This is a genomic window from Ochrobactrum sp. A-1 (assembly GCF_022488005.1).
Taxonomy (GTDB): domain Bacteria; phylum Pseudomonadota; class Alphaproteobacteria; order Rhizobiales; family Rhizobiaceae; genus Brucella.
Map to the genome: position 1 here is coordinate 1,294,115 of NZ_JAKVQC010000007.1, position 19,325 is coordinate 1,313,439.

Below are 19,325 nucleotides of genomic sequence, written 5' to 3' on the forward strand. Positions count from 1 at the left end.
CCCTGCTTCCGCTAAGCGCCATCTTCGCCTGGGCTGGCACGACCAATACGCTGCAGATAGCGCGCAAATGCGAAGCCGCCCACGAGAAGCACTGGCAGTCCAACCAGAACAATCCAAAACAACAACTCACCCATCTCACTCTCCCCTATGTTTCGTCGAAGACATAGATTTGCTGCGTGAGACAAACTCGGAGAACGCCGCAATTGTTCCGATATTGCTTAGCGACGCGTAATTATAAATATTCTATCATAATGATAGTTGGAGAATCCACGATGTTGTCAGAACTATCTAAAAAAGTTCGACCACACCTAGCTTTTCAAAAGCGATGGCACAGATTCTTCTGGTAGGTATTAAAGGTGCGCGAGACCGGAAACGGACAGCGCCAATACCAGTGCCACGTGCGCCAAGAGGCTCCTGCCACTCGCCTTGCCCGTTTGGCTCAGAGCGGCTGCATCCCAAGGCCCCCGCCCAATTCCATGCGGCAACGGCGCGCCCTCTAGCTCATGGGATACGAGAGTGCGGTTGTTCTCGTCGCGGAATTTTTCAGCAAAGCAGCAATCGATCATGCCGTAAGGCCCCTTGGCAAAAGCGCATCGCAATGCGCTAAAACATAATTCCAATCAAAACTGCAGTGAAAATGCACGACGCCATCAAAATAAAAGGCGGAATCACGACCACTGCCATTCAAATATAATCGTTATTTCATTTCAATATACTTCCAGTCAACATCTTAAAATAGTGTATTTATTATATCATATTTTAATTATACTTATTTTATCCATTCGTATATTAGATTTGTATTGTATATTACGCTTATTTATTTGACCCCGCGCCCAGCCCGAACGCCTAACGAATTGAAGGAATGACGATACGATCTGGCGGCATCAGCCGGATTCTGCAGGTGACGCCGTATTGTTCAGACCTTCAAAAGGTCTGGAGCCGGCATCCGAAATTAAAGGTAACGATGAGTTCGCCTATCCGCCTAGCGGTTCGAGATCGTTGTCGCGAAAACGTCTTTGAGTTGACACCGCCTTTTCTGTTCTATAATTGTTGAACAATATTATTGAACAAAAAGGGGAAAGCATGTCTATTCGGATAATTGCAAAACACGCAGCCAAGCTGAAATCAGCCGTGCTGGCCGGCGTGCTTGCAGCCACCGCCCTTGCGCCGCACGCGGCAGCGGCTGCGCCGCAGACCGTCAAGGAAAACACGCTGTCCGTCGGGTCCGACCTGACCTATCCGCCCTTCGTCTACATGAAGGACGGCAAGCCGGCGGGATTCGACGTCGAGCTGATGCAAGGGATCGCAAAGCAGCTCGGGCTTGCTGCAGAATTCAAGGACACGCGATTCACCAGCCTCATCACAGGTGCGCGCGCCAACCACTTCGACGTCATTGCATCGGCGCTTTATGTGACGCCGGAACGGCAGAAAATCCTTAATTTCATCCCTTACATCAAGGCTGGTTCGTCTCTGCTCGTACTGAAGGATGCGAAATACCGTCCGTCGAATGAGAAGGAATTGTGTGGCAAGGTCATCGGCTCGATGCAAGGCGCCACCTGGCTTCCAAAGCTGAAGGCGCTGTCGGAAGACTATTGCGCAAAGAACAATCTTGGCACCATCGAGACTCGCGAATTCGACACCGATGCGCAGGTCACGCAAGCGTTGCGGAGTTCCTGACGATTATGCCGTCACATCCAGCGCACTCATCTATCCGATCATGGTGGGGGTCGCCACTACGCCCCAAAACAAAGAGCTTTTCACTGCTGTGAACGATGCTTTCGCGCAGATGCGAAAGGACGGTTCCTATGACGCGCTCATCAAAGCCTACGGCATGGAACCCGTCACCGACGACGAGATCAAAGCGGTTGTTTCCACGGCTCAATAGAGCACATTCCGGAAAGTGCGAAACGGCTTCGGACCAGAAGTGATTTACAAAACAAATAGTTGGAGCGTCGGTCTGGTTCAATCAGATCGAAACGCGCTCCACACCGGTATCGGGGCGGTTTGCCCCCATTACCCTCAGCATGGCCGAAACGGGAGGCACGCTTGAACTATGATTGGCATTATGCGCTCGGTCTGCTCGCGGATCGGGACTTCTGGGAGGCGAGCTGGATTGTTATCAAGCTCAGCCTGCTAAGCTGGCTTCTGGCGGCGATCGCGGGGTTCGGGCTGGCGCTGGCAAAGCAGTCGTCCTGGGCGGTGATCAACGGCCCGGCGCGGGCCTATATCTGGTTCTTCCGCAGCCTTCCGCTTCTGGTACTGCTGATTTTCATCTACAGTCTGCCGCAGGTTTTCCCAGTCCTTCGTTCTCTCCTTTCAAATGCTTTCGCTGCTGGTCTGATCGCGCTTGTCATCAGCGAAACCGCCTATATGGCTGAAATCCATCGCGGTGGCCTGCTCGCCATTCACAAGGGCCAGCTTGAGGCTGGACGCGCACTGGGGCTGAGCTTTTTCGGTATCCAGCGCCTGATCGTCATACCGCAGGCAATCCGGGTGTCACTACCCGCCATGTCGAACGAGCTTGTCACCATCGTCAAGCTTACTTCTCTGGTCTCGGTCATCTCGCTTGCCGAAATCCTGCTCGTCGGGCAGCGGCTCTATACGCAGAATTTCCTGGTACTCGAAACGCTCACTGTCGTCGCCTTCTTTTACGTCCTGATCGTCACACTGTTCGATCGCGGTCTTTCAATGCTGGAACGACGCTCGGATGTGATACGGCGCGGCAAGAAGGCGCGCACATTGTCGCCACAGGAGGTTTCTGCCAAACTGTCCGGTCACGAGCTTCCTGCTGACCGCGTGCAAGCCAAAACCCAGCAGAGCAGTACAATAGCCTTGAAAGCAACCGAGCTTCACAAGGCCTATGGCTCGCATGAGGTGTTGAAGGGCGTCAGCCTGACAGTGAAATCCGGCGAGGTGATCTCTATCATCGGTCGCTCGGGATCAGGCAAGACGACCTTCATTCGCCTGCTCAACGGACTGGAGCGCCTTGATGCCGGTGAAATAAAACTGCATGGATCGCCCTTCATCTCGGCAGAAGTGACGGCATCTGGCAAGCATACCTTCAAGGAAGACGTCTCGCTGATCCGGGATGTCGGCATGGTGTTCCAGAGCTTTAATCTTTTCAATCACAAGACAGTGCTTGAAAACATGTTGCTCGCCCCTTTGTACCACAAAGTCGGTGCGCGGCACGATCTTGAGCGGCTGGCCTTCCATTATCTGAACAAGGTGGGCATGGCCGCCCATGCAGGAAAATATCCGCATCAGCTCTCCGGCGGACAGCAACAGCGTGTCGCGATCGCTCGCGCCCTGATGATGTCACCAAGTATCATTCTTTTCGATGAGCCGACTTCGGCGCTTGACCCGGAAACAGTTGAGGAGGTGCTGGGCGTTATTCGCTCACTTGCAAGCGAAGGTGTGACGATGGTGATTGTCACACATGAAATGAACTTCGCTTTCGAGGTATCCGACAGGATTCTCTTTATGGACGCAGGAAAGGTCGTCTGCGACGATACGCCGGATAAACTCAAATCGGGTATCTATCCGCAGCTGAAACCTTTTCTGAAAAATATGACGGTCTGATCCATGAACCAGCCTTCCGCCCTTCGCGATCCCGCATTCATCCGTGTAGCAAATGCCATACGCGATGACATTCTCAAAGGCCGCCTGCTCAGCGGCACGAGCCTGATCGAAGCCGAACTGATCAATGTCTATGACGTGTCGCGCAACACCTTGCGCGAAGCCATGCAGCTTTTGCGCCAGCAAGGACTGGTTTCGCAGGAGCCGAACAAGAGTGTCCGCGTCAAAAGACTGACGGAAACGGATATTCGCGACATCTTCGTGGTGCGCCGCGTGGTCGAGCTGGGTGCGCTCCGAGGGCGCACCTCAATTCCAGCCGACTGGCTGGAAAGGCTGGATGAGGTTATCCGCAACGAAAGCGAGGCGACCGCCCGGTCGGACTGGACGGCTGTGGCCCGCCAGAGCCTTCGCTTCCATCAGGAAATCGTATCCCTGCACGGCAGCCCTATCTTCGATCAGATGTTCTCTCTGCTCGTCACCCAGCTGCGTCTGGTTTTCGTCACTGGCAACGAACAGGCTTTCCATGAGCCGTGGTTGAAAAGGGAAGCCGAAATCTATCGCCTCATTGCGGCGGGAGACTGCGAAGCAGCAGCCGATCAGCTTGAAAACTATCTGACGGATTCGGAAAAAATGCTGACAACGCTGATCCGAAACTGATCGAAGCCGATTGCGCCAATGGACACAACTTATGAAATACGCCCCGCAAGATAAGTCCGGATCAGAACTCGCAATATCGTGCAACCGGATCGAAAAGCTTGATCTGGCGCTGGCCGACTATGCGGTACGCGACTGGAATGCTCGAGAGATTTTTCTCAACCAGCGGTTCGAGACGGCTCGCACGGAGCTTGGATGCTGGCAATCACTCAGCGAAAGTAATGAGGAACTCCCGCCACTCGCTGGTCTGACCATGACCGTCAAGGCCTGTTTCGATACAGAAGGCTGGGTGACGAGCTGCGGTTCGAAAGCGCTTCAGGACGCTGCTCCCGCAATTACAAGTGCCGCTCTGGTGCACAGGCTTCGTTTGGGCGGCGCGACCTTGCTCGCCCAGACCAACATGACTGAATTTGCTTATGGCGCGCTGGGGGTGAATACGCATTTTGGCACGCCGCGCACGCCGCTGGACCCTGCAGGAGAGGCGATCGCGGGCGGCTCAAGTTCCGGCGCGGCCGTGGCCGTCGCGCGGGGATACAGCGATTTCGCCGTCTGCTCCGACACGAGCGGGTCGGCGCGTATCCCGGCCGCCTTCTGCGGTGTAGTGGGCTTCAAACCAAGTCGCGGACGCTACGAAACCGATGGAATGCACTGGCTGTCGACGAGCTTCGACGTGCCGGGCATCATCGCCTCCTCGGTCGCCCATTGCCGCCTGATCGACGATGTTGCAACCGGCACCGCAACAAGGAAGCCATCGACCTCAAAGCCGATAAGGCTGGCAGTTCCCCGATTGCCTTCGGAAACCGCCTTTGATGAAATCATCGGGAAGCTGTTCGGTACGTGCCGGTCCGCGCTGGAAGCCTCAGGGATTGTCATTCGGGATATAGAACTTCCCAGCCTGACCGAGAGCGCGAAGATCGCCGTCGATGGGGGGATGATCGGCGCTGAAGCCTATGCGCTCCATCGCGACCGGCTCGCCGTCGATTTCGCCAGCTACGACCCTCTGGTCGGAACGCGCATTCAGAAAGGTCGGGAAAACCCCGCCTATCTCTATGTGAACGCTGTGAGTGCTCTTGCAGCCTGCCGTGAACAGTTCGATGCGGACATCAAGGGGTTTGACGGTTTCATTCTGCCGACCGTTCCCATGCTGCCTCCCGTGCTGGCAGCACTTGTGGATGAGGACACCTATCTGGCGCTCAACCGGCGCGCATTCTCGCTGACCGAATTCGCCAATCGTCTGGACCTGCCCAGCATCTCGCTGCCAATCGGCAAGCACCCTGTCGGTCTCATGTTGACCGGACGTCGCGGCGAGGACGAAGCACTGTTGGCCATCGCAGAGTTACTCGAGCCGCTGGCCGCCAAACTTTAACAGCTTTTCTGACACTGACATGAGGAGAATAGTATGATTGTCGTAACATCCGACGAAATCGCCGGCACCGCACGTGACGCTTCCGGGCCCGGCTGGGAGAGCCGCCGCATGATCGTACGTGACGACGGCATGGGTCATTCGGTGCATGAAACCCGTGTCAAGGACGGCGCGGAACTGCACCTACATTATAAAAACCACTTCGAAACCAATTATTGCATTTCAGGTGAAGGCGAAGTCGAACACAAGCTGACCGGCGAGGTGTTTCCGATCCGCCCCGGTACCATCTACGCTCTCAATGAAAATGACCCGCATATCTTGCGCGCCACCAAGGGCGACCTCGTGCTGGTCTGCGTTTTCACGCCGCCGCTGGCAGGCAATGAAGTGCATCGCGAAGACGGCAGTTACGCTTCTGCCGACTGATAGCCGGGCGTTAAGATGCTAACGCATCACACCCCTGAAAATGCTTGATTGCGGCACGGGCTTAACCAAGTCTCGATGAGAGAAACTCAACGAGGCTTGGTATGAAGCATTGATTTTTCGGCAGTCGAAAAAAACGCCGTGATTGATCGCGGCGTTTTTACTGGTTTGCGGCCCCGCTCAAAGACCGTGGTGCGATCATATCCATTAAGAGTAGCGGGCGCCCAGCCTCCCGGCAGACGCTCCGGCTTGTAAAGCTCCACCACCATCGGATGGCAAGCTGCAGTATCGGACGAATGTTCCGCCGAGCAGTCCCCTCCCGGACAGGCCGAGAGGCAGCCGAGCAGGTTGATCTCCGCGAAAAACTCCAGATAATCGCCTGGCCGTACGGGGCTTGCCTTCATGAAATATTGCCCCGTATCGCGGGTGAAACCGGTGCACATGAACACGTTGAGCACATCGTGAATGTAGGTTTCAGCCTCATGCAGCGGCTTGCCCGTCTGTTTCGCAAAGGCACGCGTGAGGTTGGAATGGCAGCAGTGGTGATACTGCGCCCCATCAGTTAGAAGATTGTTCGTGTACGGATCGCAGCGCGTGCCGATCACATCATGGACTGCACCGCCAAACTCGTCGAAACCATACCAGTCGAGACTATCATGGGTGATGGTCGCCATCGGCCGTAGATAAGGAAAGCTGGAGAAAAGCTGATCCCCCATTCCCACATGGGTTCCGTTCAGTGCGCGCGTCTTGCCGCTATAAAATTTCTCGTTGAGATCGTCCGCATTAAACAGATTGAGGTCGCCCACTTGGGGCCCCTCGCTGCAAACGATACGACAGAAATGCCCTGCCGGAATGGTCCAACACTCCGCTTCCCTTGGTTGCACGACAATCCGCTCGACAAGAACAAGCTTGTCACGAAGGGCGCGATAGGCATCAAGATCAGGCCGTGGCAGCGTATCGACCGGATAGCAGATCACCGGTTTGACAGCCATGCGAGCGGCCGCATCGTTAGGTCGCGACGTGATTGAATTTATCTTCATGAAGCGCTCTGCCATTCTCTTGCATTTGGATCGTCACGATACGCGACTGCGTATTCCTTGACGGACAAGCTCTAACATAGAAGATATCGTTCAACAATATTGATGAATAATCTTAAAAAGCCGGGGCCGGACAACGTCCAGCCCCGACCTGATTTATTACTTCGCTGCGATGGCCTGCAGACCGGCAAGTGCGCATTCCGCATCGGTTGCACCCGATGGCGCACCGCCAACACCAATGCCACCGACCAGCGCGTCGCCGATCTTGATCGGCAGTCCGCCTGCCTGAATGACGAAGCGAGAATCCATGTCCCGCATGCCATTATTGGCTGGCTTCGATGCAATAAACTCCGCCAGTTCACCGGAATCGCGACCGAGAGCTGCTGACGTGAATGCCTTTCCTTCAGCGCTATTGCCAGTATGCGGGCCGGAAAGGTCGGCCTTGAGCAAAACCTTGGTCGATCCGTCGCGGGCCACGACTGCGACGCTCACATTGTTGCCCTTGGCAACGCAGGCATCCAGCGCAGCCTGTGCAGCCTTGGTTGCGAGATCAAGCGGCAGATAGGGCGTGGTGGGAAGCGTTTGAGCGAAACCGGTAGCCGGAGCCATCGACAGGGCGATTATTGCAAGTTTACGGATCATGGTCGTTCCTCGTTTGTGATGAGGAACATTTAGTCGCCGCCAGCGTCCAGCGAAATCCGTAGCATTTACGATCTTATCGGTAGTTCTACGGATTTGGCTGCCCCTCCAGCCACAAACGGGTCATTTCCGCTTGTGAGGTTGTACCCAGTTTCGCGCCGATGGCCGCACGGTGGCTGTCTATCGTGCGGGGCGACAATTCAAGACCATCGGCAATTTGCCGGGTGGTAAATCCTTGCGCGATACGGTCAAGAACCTCGCGTTCACGTATTGTCAGCGTATCGAGCAGTGCCAGCGTTTCGGCTCTCAGCGCCTTGCTCCCCAGCCTGTGTTCAAGCAATTGCTGCGCTTTCTGGATTGCATCGATCAGATCCTGCTCATCAACGGGCTTGGAAAGGTAATCCACCGCACCATTTCGAAAGGCGCGACGGCAGGCTTCGATATCGCCATGGCCGGAGATGATGATCACCGGCCAGTCAATCTCCTGCCCGGCTAACAGCTCCTGGAGTTTCAGCCCCGTCATGACCGGCATGCGAATGTCGAAAATCATACATCCCGGCTTCAGCCGTGGCAGCTGGGCCAGAAATGCCGAAGGATCGGCAAAACTTCTGACCTCGATGTCTATGGTCGACAGGAGAAGGCTGAGCGACTTTCGTACTGCTTCATCGTCATCGACGAGATAGACCGGCTGAACCATCCTCTTAATTTCCCGTGTCTTGAGCGATTGGAAGCACAACGCGAAACAGCGCGCCGCGCTCCTCTGGAATATAGGAAATCTCGCCGCCAAAACGCTCCACCAGCCGCTGGCTGAGCGCCAGACCGAGGCCGGTTCCTTCCGGGCGGCTTGTGGTAAAGGGGGTAAAGAGGCGCGGCAAGAGTTCAGGCGCAACGCCGGGACCATTGTCCGCAATTTCCAGAATGGCAACCGATCTGTCAGCTTTCAGTGATGCATTTACCCGCCGGTCCTGATCATCGTCATGAAAGGATTCAATCGCATTGCGCAGAAGGTTGAACATCACTTGCTCCATTTCTACCGGATCAACCGCAGCCATCAAAGGTGTTTCCGGCATCACAAGCTCAACTTTGACATTCTGCCGGGCAGCTTCGGAAGCCAGCAAGGTCTGCACATTTTGAAGCGACAGGCGTAGATCGGCGGGTGTCGTCTGCCGACGCTGTGGGCGAGACCAGTTGCGCAGCCGATCCAGAATGGCCGATGCACGGCGCGCTTGGTCCACCATATCGTCCAGCGCTCCAGCGAGAGCCTCCGTATTGTTGCGGACCAACAAGCGGCGCCCTGCCTGCGCGCCAGCGAGAATTGCCGTTAGAGGCTGTGTCAGTTCATGCGCCATGCCGCTTGCCATTTCGCCCATCGTGTTGACACGCGAGGCGTGAGCCAGCCGGGCCTCAAGGCTGCTCAGTTCCGCCCGACGTTCCGCATGGCGTGTGCGCTGTGTCTGGCGAACGATGACCAATCCGCCGAAGAACAGTAAATTCGTGAGGGTGAGAATCGCAATCAACTGGTCGAGTGGCAACAGATCGGTCCATCCCATTGCGAGAGCGGTCTGGAAAAGAAGCGGCTGTGTAGCACTGCCCAGTTTCTTGGAGAAGCGCGCTTCGCCGAACGAGGCCGGGCTACTGAACAGAACGGTTCCGTCGGGCATGACGAGGCGTCGGGCAACGCCCTTACCGCTCCAGAATGCGTCGTCAGAGGTAATCAGGCTGCCAGCATTGATCGCCAGAGCCAGGCCGTCATGCGGATTATCCGTATTCGGGCTGCGTTTTACGATCAGATAATGTCCGGGCCGTTCTGCCGGTGCCAACAGTTCGGGAACGCCGTGGGACGAGCGAGCCGCCGCCCGTATGGCGTCGACCAGTTCCGGTTCCAGCTTTCTGGTGCCGGTCACTGGGGCGGTTGGCTCCATCGGCACCAATTGAATTTCATCTATGCGCGGATAGAAACGAGTGATCGTTGCCGCCACTTCGACGAAAACATCGTCCTGCGAGAGATCGGCCGTTCGCGCCTTGGATTGAGCAATCGTCGAAAGCGCCGTCAAATGGGCATCGTGCTGGTCAGCACGTTGTGAAGCCTCGCGGTGCAACGTAAAGCTGGCGGCCTGAAGTTCGGACAACAACGCGGCACGCTGATAGAGGACAAGGCTACCTATCGCCAGAATATTGAACAGCAACCACATGAGGATCGGAAGTGCGGCAGACCGGATGCTTTTATTGTGGAGGTTCATAAATTACATCCCGGTATCAGCCGCTGTTCAGACAGAGTATCGACCCAACTGATAATCATAATATTATTAAGTCTTGTGAGATTATTGGAGTTTAACAAGGCTGGCAAATGCGGCGTTTGCTGAAAAAATTATGGTTTCACGGCCGCCTGAAAAGCCCTTGCCAGTTTTTTGACCGCGATTTCGATTTCCGTTGTCGTATAGGCCGCAAATCCCATCAGAAAACCGGCTTTTCCACCACCCTTAGCATAGAGCCCGGACAAGCCGAGGAGTTCAATGCCGACACGCTGGGCAGCCGTTACGGCATTGCGTTCCGATAGGTCGCCGGTGAGCACGCAAGACATTTGCAACCCTCCGGCAGGTACTTGTGGCTCAACGAAATCCGCCAGATGTTTTTCGATCAGTCCCGCCAGCACATCACGCCGTTCGGCATAGATGCCGCGCATAGACCGGACATGTACGCCGAAATGTCCGCCCTCCATGAACCGGGCAAGCGTCAACTGCGCTATTGGTGCGGAATGCCCGTCGAGCAGGGTGCGCGCAACGGTCATCGGTTTGACCAGTTGCGGCGGCAAAACCATGTAGCCGATACGCAGGCCCGGAAAGAGTGATTTGGTGAAAGTGCCGATATAGATTGTCCGGTCATGCCGGTCGAGGCCCTGCACACAGGCCGTCGGTTTGCCAGCGTAGTGAAACTCGCTGTCGTAATCATCCTCGATAATCCATGCCTGCTGGCGGGCGGCCCATTCGATCAGTGCCAGGCGACGATCCAGTGACAGGGTCGCACCGGTTGGAAACTGGTGCGAAGGCGTGAGAAACACGGCCTTGGCTTTACTCGTTTCGCTTACCATCCGCTCGATCACAATGCCCTGGTCATCCACACCGACCGGGATGGCTTCAAGTCCAGCGGCATCGAACGCTTTGCGTGCGCCGTAATAGGCAGGATCCTCGATGAAGATCCGGTCACTGGGATCGAACAGCATGTTTGCACATAAAGTCAGTGCCTGTTGCGAGCTGGTGAGGATCAGCACCCTGTCCGGCGTCGCACGGCCGCCGCGTTCCAGGTTCATGTATTCGGCGACGGCGCGTCGCAAAGGCTCGGTTCCCTGCGGATGGCCATGGAGCAAGGCCTGCGTACCGATTTCCTTCAACACCTGCCGCTCCAGACGCTCCCACAGCGGAAGCGGGAAGTTCCGGGTTTCGGGAACACCATGAGCGAAAGGCCGCGGTGCCAGCAGCTCACGCACACCACCGCTGCGAAACATGATCGCGCCGCGCTTGCTCAGATTGGGCGCCTGATTGCGCAAAAGCGCATCGCGCTGGGAAACGCTGTGTCCGGGCGTGAATTCCGTTATCTGCGCCACAAAGCTGCCGCTGCCTATCCGACGGTCGATGAAGCCCTCCGCATGCAGCTGCGCATAGGCCGCCTCAATCGTGTCTCGGGACACGCCCAGCGATTTGGCGAGACCACGCGAAGCCGGAAGCGCCTTTCCCGGTCCAAGCGCCCCATCAACGATCAATTGCCTGATCGATCGTTGAATGCGGGCGTGGAGCGGCATGGCCGCATGGGCGGGATGGGCAATCCACGCCTTCACAGATTCAAGTTGGGAGTGCTTGAACAAATGGTCTGGTCCTAAATGGAAAAATGGATGGGATCATCAGGCCATTAAACGACTAATTGTCAAGACATCTTGTCGGCCATGCGCCTCGATTCCCAGGAGGTTTCCCAGGATGGTTTCATCCCGTGCATCAACATCAAAAATCCGCTTGAGCGATCTTACCCATCCCATTGTGGCCGGGCTGATCTCCGTCATCGTCAACTATGGTGGCACATTTATTCTTGTTTTTCAGGCTGCAAAGGTCGCGGGATTGAGCCCGGAACTGACGGCCTCCTGGGTCTGGTCAGTCTCTATCGGCGTCGGCCTGACCGGCCTTTACCTTAGCTGGCACTATCGTGAGCCGATCATTACCGCCTGGTCGACCCCAGCCGCTGCCTTTCTTGTCACAGCGCTTGCCACCACATCCTATGCAGAGGCGATCGGTGTCTACATGATTTCGGCTTTCGCCTTCATTATCCTCGGTGTGTCGGGCTATTTCGAGAAAGTCATCCGTCTGATACCACCGGGTATTGCGGCAGGTCTGCTTGCTGGCATCCTTCTGCAATTCGGAATCGGAGCCTTCGGCGGTGCCACTATTGATCCGTTGCTGGTCGGACTGCTGATTGTTGCCTATGTCATTTTGAAACGGCTATCCGCTCGCTATGCTGTGGTCGGCATTCTCCTGCTCGGGCTGGCTTTTCTGCTTCTGCAAAACCGGGTCGACCTGTCTGGATTGCGGCTGGAATTTGCAGCTCCGGTTTTCACCATGCCCGAATTTTCTCTCAATGCCCTGCTGTCCGTCGCGCTGCCATTGTTCCTCATCACATTGACGGGGCAGTACATGCCGGGGATGCTGGTTCTACGCAATGACGGCTTCAAGACCAGCGCCAATCCAATCGTCACCGCAACAGGTCTCGGTTCGCTCATCATGGCGCCCTTCGGATCGCATGCCTTCAACATTGCGGCAATCACGGCGGCGATCGCGACCGGACCCGAAGCACACGAGAACCCATCAAAGCGCTGGATTGCCGGTATTGCAGCGGGCGTGTTCTACATTCTCGTCGGCATATTCGGTGTGACGCTCGCCGCTGTTTTCATGGCATTTCCGGCAAGCTTCATCACAACACTCGCAGGTCTGGCCCTGCTGGGCACGATAGGCAGTAGTCTGGCTGGTGCAATGTCTGACCCCACGCATCGCGAGGCAGCGCTGATCACCTTTCTGGCGTCCGCCGCGAACATCAGTCTCTTCGGTATCGGCGGCGCTTTCTGGGGGCTGATAATCGGACTTGTTGCCTTTATCGTTCTCAACGGTCGCCTGCCGCGCCGTGAACGGGCCAAACTGAGCATGAGCGAAGGAGCTGCGAAATGACTACAGAAATCAAGGAAATGACCACCTCCATCATTTCAATCCAGAGCCAGGTCGTGCACGGACATGTCGGCAACAGCGCTGCGGTTCCGCCCATGCAGACCCATGGGTTGAATGTCGCCGCAGTCCCCACGACTTTGCTGTCGAACAATCCGCATTTCGAAACCATGCGCGGGCGTGTTCTCGAATCCGAACTCGTCGGCGATCTCCTGCGCGGCGTTGAAGAACGCGGGCTGATTGAAACAAGCCGCTATATCGTTTCTGGCTATCTCGGCTCTCGGGCCAACGGGGATGTTGTCGCCGCGTTCGTCGAACGCGCGCGCAAGATCAATCCGGACATCAAATACATTTGCGACCCGGTGATGGGCGATATGAATCTGGGCATTTTCGTCGCCGATCAGGTGGTGGAATGTATCATCGAGAGACTTGTTCCGCTGGCCGATCTGTTGACCCCCAACCAGTTCGAGCTGGGTCTTATTGCGCGCAGCGAAGTGATGTCCTGGCCTGTGCTTGAAATGGCAGCTGCTCAGGTGCAGGCGCTTCGCGGCGCAAGGCTGGTCGTGACAGGTTGCAATCTGGCGGACACGCCAGACGGCTTGCTCGAAAATATTGTCTTCGACCACGAAACCTGCACGCGACTGACCTCACCGCGCCTGCCGATCGTTCCGGTCGGGACCGGCGACCTTTTCACAGGCCTTCTGACTGCCAAACTTACGCGAGGGAACACGCTGGTCGAGGCTGCGCGCGGTGCTGCCGCTAGCGTGTCCGAAGTCCTCCGGCGCACCATGGAGGCGGGTGAGCAGGACATGCAGCTTGCGAGTGTCGTCGACGTCCTCCGCTCCTAGAGCAGTTCCCGTTAAAAGGAAGCCGGTTTAACCGCCCTCTCTCTTTCTTCCTGCTTCTCGTCTCTAACAAATGTGCCTGATCCATGCCGACGCACGACAATTCCGGCAAAAACCAACATGCCGATTGCCTCTCTCAAGGTTGCACGAGAAACCTTGAGATCATCGGCCAGATCAGCCTCGTTTGGCAGGCGCTCGCCTCTGCGCCATCGCCCTTCAAGGATCGCAAGCCGCACGCTCTCCGCAACTTGTATCACAAGCGGCTGCCTGTCTAATGGGCGCAGCCATTCTGCTGGCCCATCTCGTACCATCTCGTCTTTTGCCATGCTCAACCCGTCTGCGTGGCGGTGTCGGTTGTGGAAAACCGCATCGCATAGCGGCGCGCCAAAACAGCGCCCACCAGAATCTGGATCTGGTTATAGAGCATGATCGGCAACACGATCATGCCGAAGCCGGGCAGGCCAGCGAACAGGACCTGAGCGAGTGGAAGCCCGGATGCCAGGCTCTTCTTGGACCCGCAGAACACAGCCGCAATCTCATCTTCACGGGTAAAGCCCAACCAGCGCGAGCCAACCATCGTAAAGCCAATCACGCCCGCCAGAAGAACGACGCAAAGCACGATTGCCATGATGAGCCCCGATGGTGGCAAAACCTGCCAGAGTCCGGCGGTGACCGATTGGGAGAAAGCCGAATATATGATCAGCACAATCACCGACTGATCGTAATTCTCCAGCCAGTGCTTGCGCGTCGAAAGGAACGGCCCGAGCCAGCGATGGCTGGCTTGTCCCAGACCGAACGGCAACAGCAATTCAATCACTACATCGCGCAAAGCCTGCCCCAAATCGATAGACCCGGACGAACGCATGAAAATCGTCATCAGAAGCGGCGTCAGCAACAATCCGAAGACATTCGACCCTGCCGAATTGCAGACCGCGGCAGGCACATTGCCCCTGGCCATGGCGGTGTAGGCAATAGAGCTTGAAATTGCCGAAGGCAGAACACCCAAATAGATGAAACCGAGAACCAGATCAGATGGCAGGATGCTTTCGGGAACGAGCCGCAAAGGCTGCACGATCAACGGGAAAACGATAAATGTCGTCGCGAAAATAAACCCATGCAATTGCCATTGCTTCAAACCCGAAACGATCGCCTTGTGAGACAGGGCCGCTCCGTGGCCGAAAAACAGCAGGGCAACACCGATAGTTCCCAGCATACTGACAATGTCTGCTGCGTTGCCGGTCGCCGGAAAGAGAGTTGCCAGAACAACCGCGGCAATCATCAGAATCAAAAAAGGATCAAGGCGCATCTATTCGTCCACCATTGGTTCGTCGGCCATTCGTCAACTTGACCGACCGTTGCATGGGGGATAGGTCCCTGCGTAATTGGTCTACAAATTGGTATGGAGCGCCACCGGATGACAGATCGCATGCCGACCGCCGAAGCGATGCAACGCATGCGGAAGCTGCTCGTGGAAAAGAATTTCGGCCCGCAGGATAAGATCCCGCCCGAGCGTGTTTTGTCGGCGGCGCTCGGCTGCAGCCGCGAAACGACGCGCAAGGTGCTACGGCAGCTTGAGATCGAAGGCCTGGTGTGGCGTCAACAGGGCAAGGGCACCTTCATGGGCCCGCCCGCCTCGACCATCGAACGGCCCCTGGACCGGATCATCGAATCCGCATCCGCTCAGGACCTTATGGATGCAAGGCTGGTCTATGAGCCCGCCCTTGCCGCAGCCGCAGCCCAATATGCCACGCAAGATGACCTCGCCTCCTTGCGCAAGCTTGCGCTGGCGACGGGTACGGCTCATGACTGGCGGGAATATGAACGTTTGGATGATGCCTTTCACAAGGCGGTCGCGCGCTCGAGCGGTAATGCACTACTTGCCGCGATTTTCAGTTCGCTCGCCTCTGTCCGGGGACGCTCGACATGGCAGCGCAGACATGATGCGATCTTTCGGGAGGCCCGTAAACGCGAATACGCGACAGAGCAAAGCGCGATGCATCTGGCAATCGTCGATGCAATCGAGGCACGGCAAAGCGACCGTGCCCACCAGGCCATGCGCGCACATCTGGAAGCAATCCGCACGCTGGCCCTTACATCCAGCTGATAAAGGCTACCCGCCGCCGGTGATCGATGGCGACGGGTTTGAAAAATGGCATACGCCTGATTAGAGACTGCTCACCAGACGGTGTGAAACGTTTTTCACGACCGTATAGTGATGCAGCCCTTCGGCTCCGCCTTCGCGGCCAAGTCCGCTATCCTTGACGCCGCCGAACGGGGTTTCGGCTACAGAAGCTTCGAGCGTATTGATCGAGACGTTTCCAGCTTCCAGCCCCGTCATCAGACGATCCACATTTTCCGCCGAACTGGCAAAGCCATATGCCGCCAGACCGAACGGAAGCGAATTTGCCTTTTCAATGGCCGCATCGAGAGACGCAACCGGATTGATGAGTGCCAGCGGACCAAAGGGCTCCTCCGACATAACACGGGCATCGTCCGGCAATTCCGCCAGAGCCGTCGGTGGGAAGAAATAGCCATTATTCTTCAGGCGACGACCACCGAAAAGCAGTTTCGCGCCTTTCGCCTCGGCATCGCTGACCAGTTCTTCCAGCGCCGTGACGCGACGATCATTGGCAACGGGACCCATCTGGACCCCTTCATCCATGCCGTTACCGACGCGGATCGACTGGGCCGTTTCGATGAAAGCCGAAGTGAAACGTTCATAATGGCTTTCATGAACGAAGAAGCGTGTCGGCGAAGTGCATACCTGGCCGGAATTGCGGTATTTGCGGCGCGCCGAGGTGATACCCGCGACGACCGGATCGGCATCCTCGCAAACGATGACGGGAGCGTGCCCGCCAAGTTCCATCAGAGCCGGTTTCATATGGCGCGCAGCAATCTCGGTCAGATGTTTGCCGACGGCAGTTGATCCGGTGAATGCAATAGCGCGGATTTCGGGGCGCGGAATCAGGAACTGCGAAATATCGGCAGGAACGCCGAAAACCAGATTGAGTACACCGGCAGGCAGGCCCGCATCTTCAAACGCGCGCGCAATATGCGTCACCGCCGTCGGCGTTTCCTCGGAAGCTTTCAGGATAATGGAGCAACCGGCGGCCAGAGCGCCTGCAATCTTGCGTGCTGGCTGGCTCATCGGGAAATTCCACGGTGCAAATGCTGCGACCGGACCAATCGGCTCATGCACGACGATATAGCGAATGCCGGGTGCGCTCGGAATAACGCGGCCATAGAAACGAATGCACTCACCAGCGTCCCATTCGAAGAATTCGCAACCGCGAATAACCTCAAGCCGGGCTTCAGTGATCGGCTTGCCGTTTTCCAGCGTAATCGCCCGTGCGATCTCTTCCTGGCGCTCGCGCATGAGCGCCGACGCTTTCATGATGATCGCTGCACGGTTCGCCGGCGAAGTATTGCGCCAGATTTGATAACCGTCCCACGCCGCCTGAAGTGCCGCCTCGAGATCCTCACGTTCCGCGACCGCAACCTGCCCGATTTCAGTTTCGTCCGCAGGGTTGATAATTGGAAGCGTATTGGCGGTTTTGCGCCATTCACCGCCTATGAAAAGCTGCACATCGGATTTTTGCATCAGAAAGCCTCTGCAATCTAGAAATTCGGGTCACGCCCAGATCATCGTTACAGTCAGAATGAGATGTTTTAATTCATGCGACAATTCATCTTAAAACTATATATCCATGAGGATAATCGCATGAATTAGTGTGTATGGAGGCAATTTTGCCCATGTAAGATCGTCAGCCGCGCATCGAAACGCGGCTGCGGAATTTCTTTTGGAAGCCGATTAAAGCGCGTTTCGAACTGATTGGATCAGATCGGCGCTCTAATCACTTGTTTTGAACCGCGCATCTTTTCCGAAAACCGTTTCACACTTTTCGGGATGCGCTTGAACCGATGTTGCGAATACCGGCGAGAAGAGCCTGCGACATCTCGGTTTCGGGCGAGCACCAGTCCATCAGAATATTGTAATGGTTCCGGTTGGCGACCTCGATGGTCTTCGCCTCTCCGCCTGCCGCAGCCCAGCCTTCGGCATAGGCTCGCGACTGACGCTTGAAGCCGTCTGCCTCATGCTCTGCCCATGCCACAGTAATCGGACAGCCCCGCACGGGAATGTGACGGATCGGGCTAAGTTCATCGACATCGGCAGGACCGAGGCTCAACCACTCCTGTGGGAAAGTTGCCGCCAGGGGCGCAAGTTCGAAAAGGCCGCTGACCGGCATGGCGAACTTCACAATATCTCGAGACACTCCGAAATCATCATGCCAGCCTTCCGCAACAAGCGCTCCGGCAAGATGACCACCCGCCGAACTCCCCCCAACCGATATCCGGTCCGGGTCGAGACCGTATTCCCGTCCATGACGCCAGACGAAGGCAAGTGCCGCGCGCACCTCCCGCGTAATTTCCGCAAGGGAGACTTCCGGCGCCAGACGATAATCGACTGTGACGGTCGCAATGCCTTCGGCTGCGAGCATTTCCGCCATCATGGCAGAATCATCCTTTGACAAAGCGCGCCAGTAACCGCCGTGAATAAACACGAAAACCGGACATGGTTCATTCGTGGACGACGGACCGAAAATATCGATCCGTTGTCCGCTTTCTTCGTCATAGACCACGTCGAAGTGCCGACCCCAATCGGCCCGCGGCGCAACACTTGCCGCGCGATAGCGTGCCATTTCGGCGGCAAAGGCGTCCGGCGAAACGGTCGCCTTGGCATTATAGTCTCGATCCAGGCGAGCCGGTTCGAAACCTGCTTCTTCAACCAAATGCATCATGCGTTGAACACGCTAATAACGTTTGCCACATTCACAGGCTGTTCAAGCGTTGGGAAATGGGTCGTACCGGGCAGTTTCTTGGGCTGGAACCATGGATTGCGTGCTGCGAAATCCACCTGCGCCTGCGTATATTCCGGTTCGAATGGCTGCGAATAGATATGGGTGATCGGACGGTTTTCGGCCATGGCCGCCATCCGTTGCATTGGGCTGCCCCATTTGCGATAGGCTTTGCCGATCTCCCGCCCCGAACGCGCCCACATTTCATAGGAATAACCCGCCATCTCGTTGTTCACGTGATTGACGATATCGGCGTTCTTCGTATCGCCGATCCAGTAGTCGAAGAAGCCCTCACGGCCATTTTCCCAGACCTGCCGGTCTTGAATACCGTCGATCAGCTCAAAGAAGGTTTCGTTCGGCTGGTTCATGATCCAGTCGATTACGACTGATTTGGGCACGCGGCTGGAACCCAGCCGATCGGTGACCTCGATATTGGCCCAGCCGCCATGGGACGTCGAAACGGGAAGAAAGGTCTCGAGCTCCAGAGCGTTGACGAAAGCGACGAGATCGTCGGCTTGCTGGTTGATGTCGAAATCACTGTCATGTTCGCGATGGTCGCCATGCCCGCGCCAGTCGAAGCGGATAACGCGATGATCTTTCGCCAGTTCCGGCACCAATGTCTTGAACAGGCGGTGATCCTGGCACCATCCAGAAAGCAGCACGATCGCAGGACCGCTTCCAGTTTCATCCCAGGAAAAAACATTATTGCCAATTTTCATCGTTTTCATAAAAATCTC

Annotated in this window: 20 protein-coding genes; 9 read left to right on the forward strand and 11 right to left on the reverse strand. The window is 56.3% G+C overall.

Annotation, left to right across the window (positions count from 1 at the left end; all coding sequences use genetic code 11):
• Positions 1–11: 11 nt before the first annotated feature.
• Complete coding sequence (locus MKS82_RS29580; RefSeq protein ID WP_276313432.1) at positions 12–134, reverse strand: hypothetical protein; 123 nt, start codon at positions 132–134, stop codon at positions 12–14.
• Positions 135–1,083: 949 nt separating this feature from the next.
• Here MKS82_RS29580 and MKS82_RS24415 point away from each other — a divergent pair.
• The 6 genes from MKS82_RS24415 (at position 1,084) to MKS82_RS24440 (ending at position 6,016) form a co-directional block, all read left to right on the forward strand.
• Positions 1,084–1,677 (forward strand): ABC transporter substrate-binding protein, encoded by a 594-nt coding sequence (locus MKS82_RS24415; protein ID WP_240579437.1) that lies wholly within the window; start codon positions 1,084–1,086, stop codon positions 1,675–1,677.
• Positions 1,643–1,885 carry a transporter substrate-binding domain-containing protein gene (locus MKS82_RS24420; protein ID WP_240579438.1) on the forward strand — a complete coding sequence of 81 codons (243 nt, stop codon included), beginning with the start codon at positions 1,643–1,645 and terminating at the stop codon, positions 1,883–1,885. Before MKS82_RS24415 ends, MKS82_RS24420 begins: the two co-directional genes overlap by 35 nt.
• Before the next feature lie 161 nt (positions 1,886–2,046).
• Positions 2,047–3,579: an amino acid ABC transporter permease/ATP-binding protein gene (locus tag MKS82_RS24425; protein ID WP_109988279.1), complete on the forward strand. Its 1,533-nt coding sequence runs from the start codon at positions 2,047–2,049 to the stop codon at positions 3,577–3,579.
• Between the two features lie 3 nt (positions 3,580–3,582).
• Positions 3,583–4,233: a GntR family transcriptional regulator gene (locus tag MKS82_RS24430; RefSeq protein WP_109988278.1), complete on the forward strand. Its 651-nt coding sequence runs from the start codon at positions 3,583–3,585 to the stop codon at positions 4,231–4,233.
• A gap of 31 nt (positions 4,234–4,264) precedes the next feature.
• The gene (locus MKS82_RS24435; RefSeq protein WP_109988277.1) at positions 4,265–5,596 is read left to right on the forward strand and encodes an amidase; all 1,332 of its coding nucleotides are present in this window, start codon (positions 4,265–4,267) and stop codon (positions 5,594–5,596) included.
• A gap of 33 nt (positions 5,597–5,629) precedes the next feature.
• Positions 5,630–6,016: an ectoine synthase gene (locus MKS82_RS24440; protein ID WP_109988276.1), complete on the forward strand. Its 387-nt coding sequence runs from the start codon at positions 5,630–5,632 to the stop codon at positions 6,014–6,016.
• An 86-nt stretch (positions 6,017–6,102) separates the two neighbouring features.
• Here the strand turns inward: MKS82_RS24440 and MKS82_RS24445 are convergent, their stop codons facing one another.
• From MKS82_RS24445 to pdxR, 5 genes are all read right to left on the reverse strand, one after another.
• Entirely contained in the window at positions 6,103–7,053 is a 951-nt protein-coding gene (locus tag MKS82_RS24445; protein ID WP_240579439.1) for an urea carboxylase-associated family protein, read from the reverse strand.
• A 156-nt stretch (positions 7,054–7,209) separates the two neighbouring features.
• A complete protein-coding gene (locus MKS82_RS24450) occupies positions 7,210–7,692 on the reverse strand; it encodes a GlcG/HbpS family heme-binding protein (protein ID WP_109988275.1) in 483 nt (160 codons plus the stop codon).
• Positions 7,693–7,777: 85 nt separating this feature from the next.
• The gene (locus tag MKS82_RS24455) at positions 7,778–8,386 is read right to left on the reverse strand and encodes a response regulator transcription factor (protein ID WP_109988274.1); all 609 of its coding nucleotides are present in this window, start codon (positions 8,384–8,386) and stop codon (positions 7,778–7,780) included.
• 4 nt (positions 8,387–8,390) lie between these two features.
• A complete protein-coding gene (locus tag MKS82_RS24460; RefSeq protein ID WP_109988273.1) occupies positions 8,391–9,929 on the reverse strand; it encodes a sensor histidine kinase in 1,539 nt (512 codons plus the stop codon).
• A gap of 128 nt (positions 9,930–10,057) precedes the next feature.
• Entirely contained in the window at positions 10,058–11,548 is a 1,491-nt protein-coding gene (gene pdxR / locus MKS82_RS24465; protein ID WP_109988272.1) for a MocR-like pyridoxine biosynthesis transcription factor PdxR, read from the reverse strand.
• Between the two features lie 109 nt (positions 11,549–11,657).
• Between pdxR and MKS82_RS24470 the strand changes: the two genes are divergently transcribed.
• Both MKS82_RS24470 and pdxY read left to right on the forward strand, forming a co-directional pair.
• On the forward strand, positions 11,658–12,893 hold the full coding sequence (locus MKS82_RS24470; RefSeq protein ID WP_240579440.1) for a benzoate/H(+) symporter BenE family transporter: 1,236 nt from the start codon (positions 11,658–11,660) through the stop codon (positions 12,891–12,893).
• Positions 12,890–13,735, forward strand: coding sequence for a pyridoxal kinase (gene pdxY, locus MKS82_RS24475; RefSeq protein WP_181394299.1), 846 nt, complete (start codon positions 12,890–12,892; stop codon positions 13,733–13,735). Before MKS82_RS24470 ends, pdxY begins: the two co-directional genes overlap by 4 nt.
• Positions 13,736–13,746: 11 nt before the next feature.
• On the opposite strand, the gene MKS82_RS24480 is transcribed toward pdxY, so the two are convergent.
• Both MKS82_RS24480 and MKS82_RS24485 read right to left on the reverse strand, forming a co-directional pair.
• A complete protein-coding gene (locus MKS82_RS24480; protein ID WP_109988270.1) occupies positions 13,747–14,058 on the reverse strand; it encodes a GntR family transcriptional regulator in 312 nt (103 codons plus the stop codon).
• Positions 14,059–14,060: 2 nt separating this feature from the next.
• Positions 14,061–15,038 carry a bile acid:sodium symporter family protein gene (locus MKS82_RS24485; protein ID WP_109988269.1) on the reverse strand — a complete coding sequence of 326 codons (978 nt, stop codon included), beginning with the start codon at positions 15,036–15,038 and terminating at the stop codon, positions 14,061–14,063.
• Positions 15,039–15,146: 108 nt separating this feature from the next.
• Between MKS82_RS24485 and MKS82_RS24490 the strand changes: the two genes are divergently transcribed.
• On the forward strand, positions 15,147–15,836 hold the full coding sequence (locus tag MKS82_RS24490; protein WP_109988268.1) for a FadR/GntR family transcriptional regulator: 690 nt from the start codon (positions 15,147–15,149) through the stop codon (positions 15,834–15,836).
• A 60-nt stretch (positions 15,837–15,896) separates the two neighbouring features.
• Here MKS82_RS24490 and MKS82_RS24495 read toward each other — a convergent pair whose 3' ends face one another.
• From MKS82_RS24495 to MKS82_RS24505, 3 genes are all read right to left on the reverse strand, one after another.
• Complete coding sequence (locus MKS82_RS24495) at positions 15,897–17,333, reverse strand: NAD-dependent succinate-semialdehyde dehydrogenase (protein WP_240579441.1); 1,437 nt, start codon at positions 17,331–17,333, stop codon at positions 15,897–15,899.
• Positions 17,334–17,625: 292 nt separating this feature from the next.
• Entirely contained in the window at positions 17,626–18,531 is a 906-nt protein-coding gene (locus MKS82_RS24500) for an alpha/beta hydrolase (RefSeq protein ID WP_109988266.1), read from the reverse strand.
• Positions 18,528–19,316, reverse strand: coding sequence for an alpha/beta hydrolase (locus MKS82_RS24505; RefSeq protein WP_109988329.1), 789 nt, complete (start codon positions 19,314–19,316; stop codon positions 18,528–18,530). The genes MKS82_RS24500 and MKS82_RS24505 overlap by 4 nt, the downstream gene beginning before the upstream one ends.
• Between the last annotated feature and the right edge of the window lie 9 nt (positions 19,317–19,325).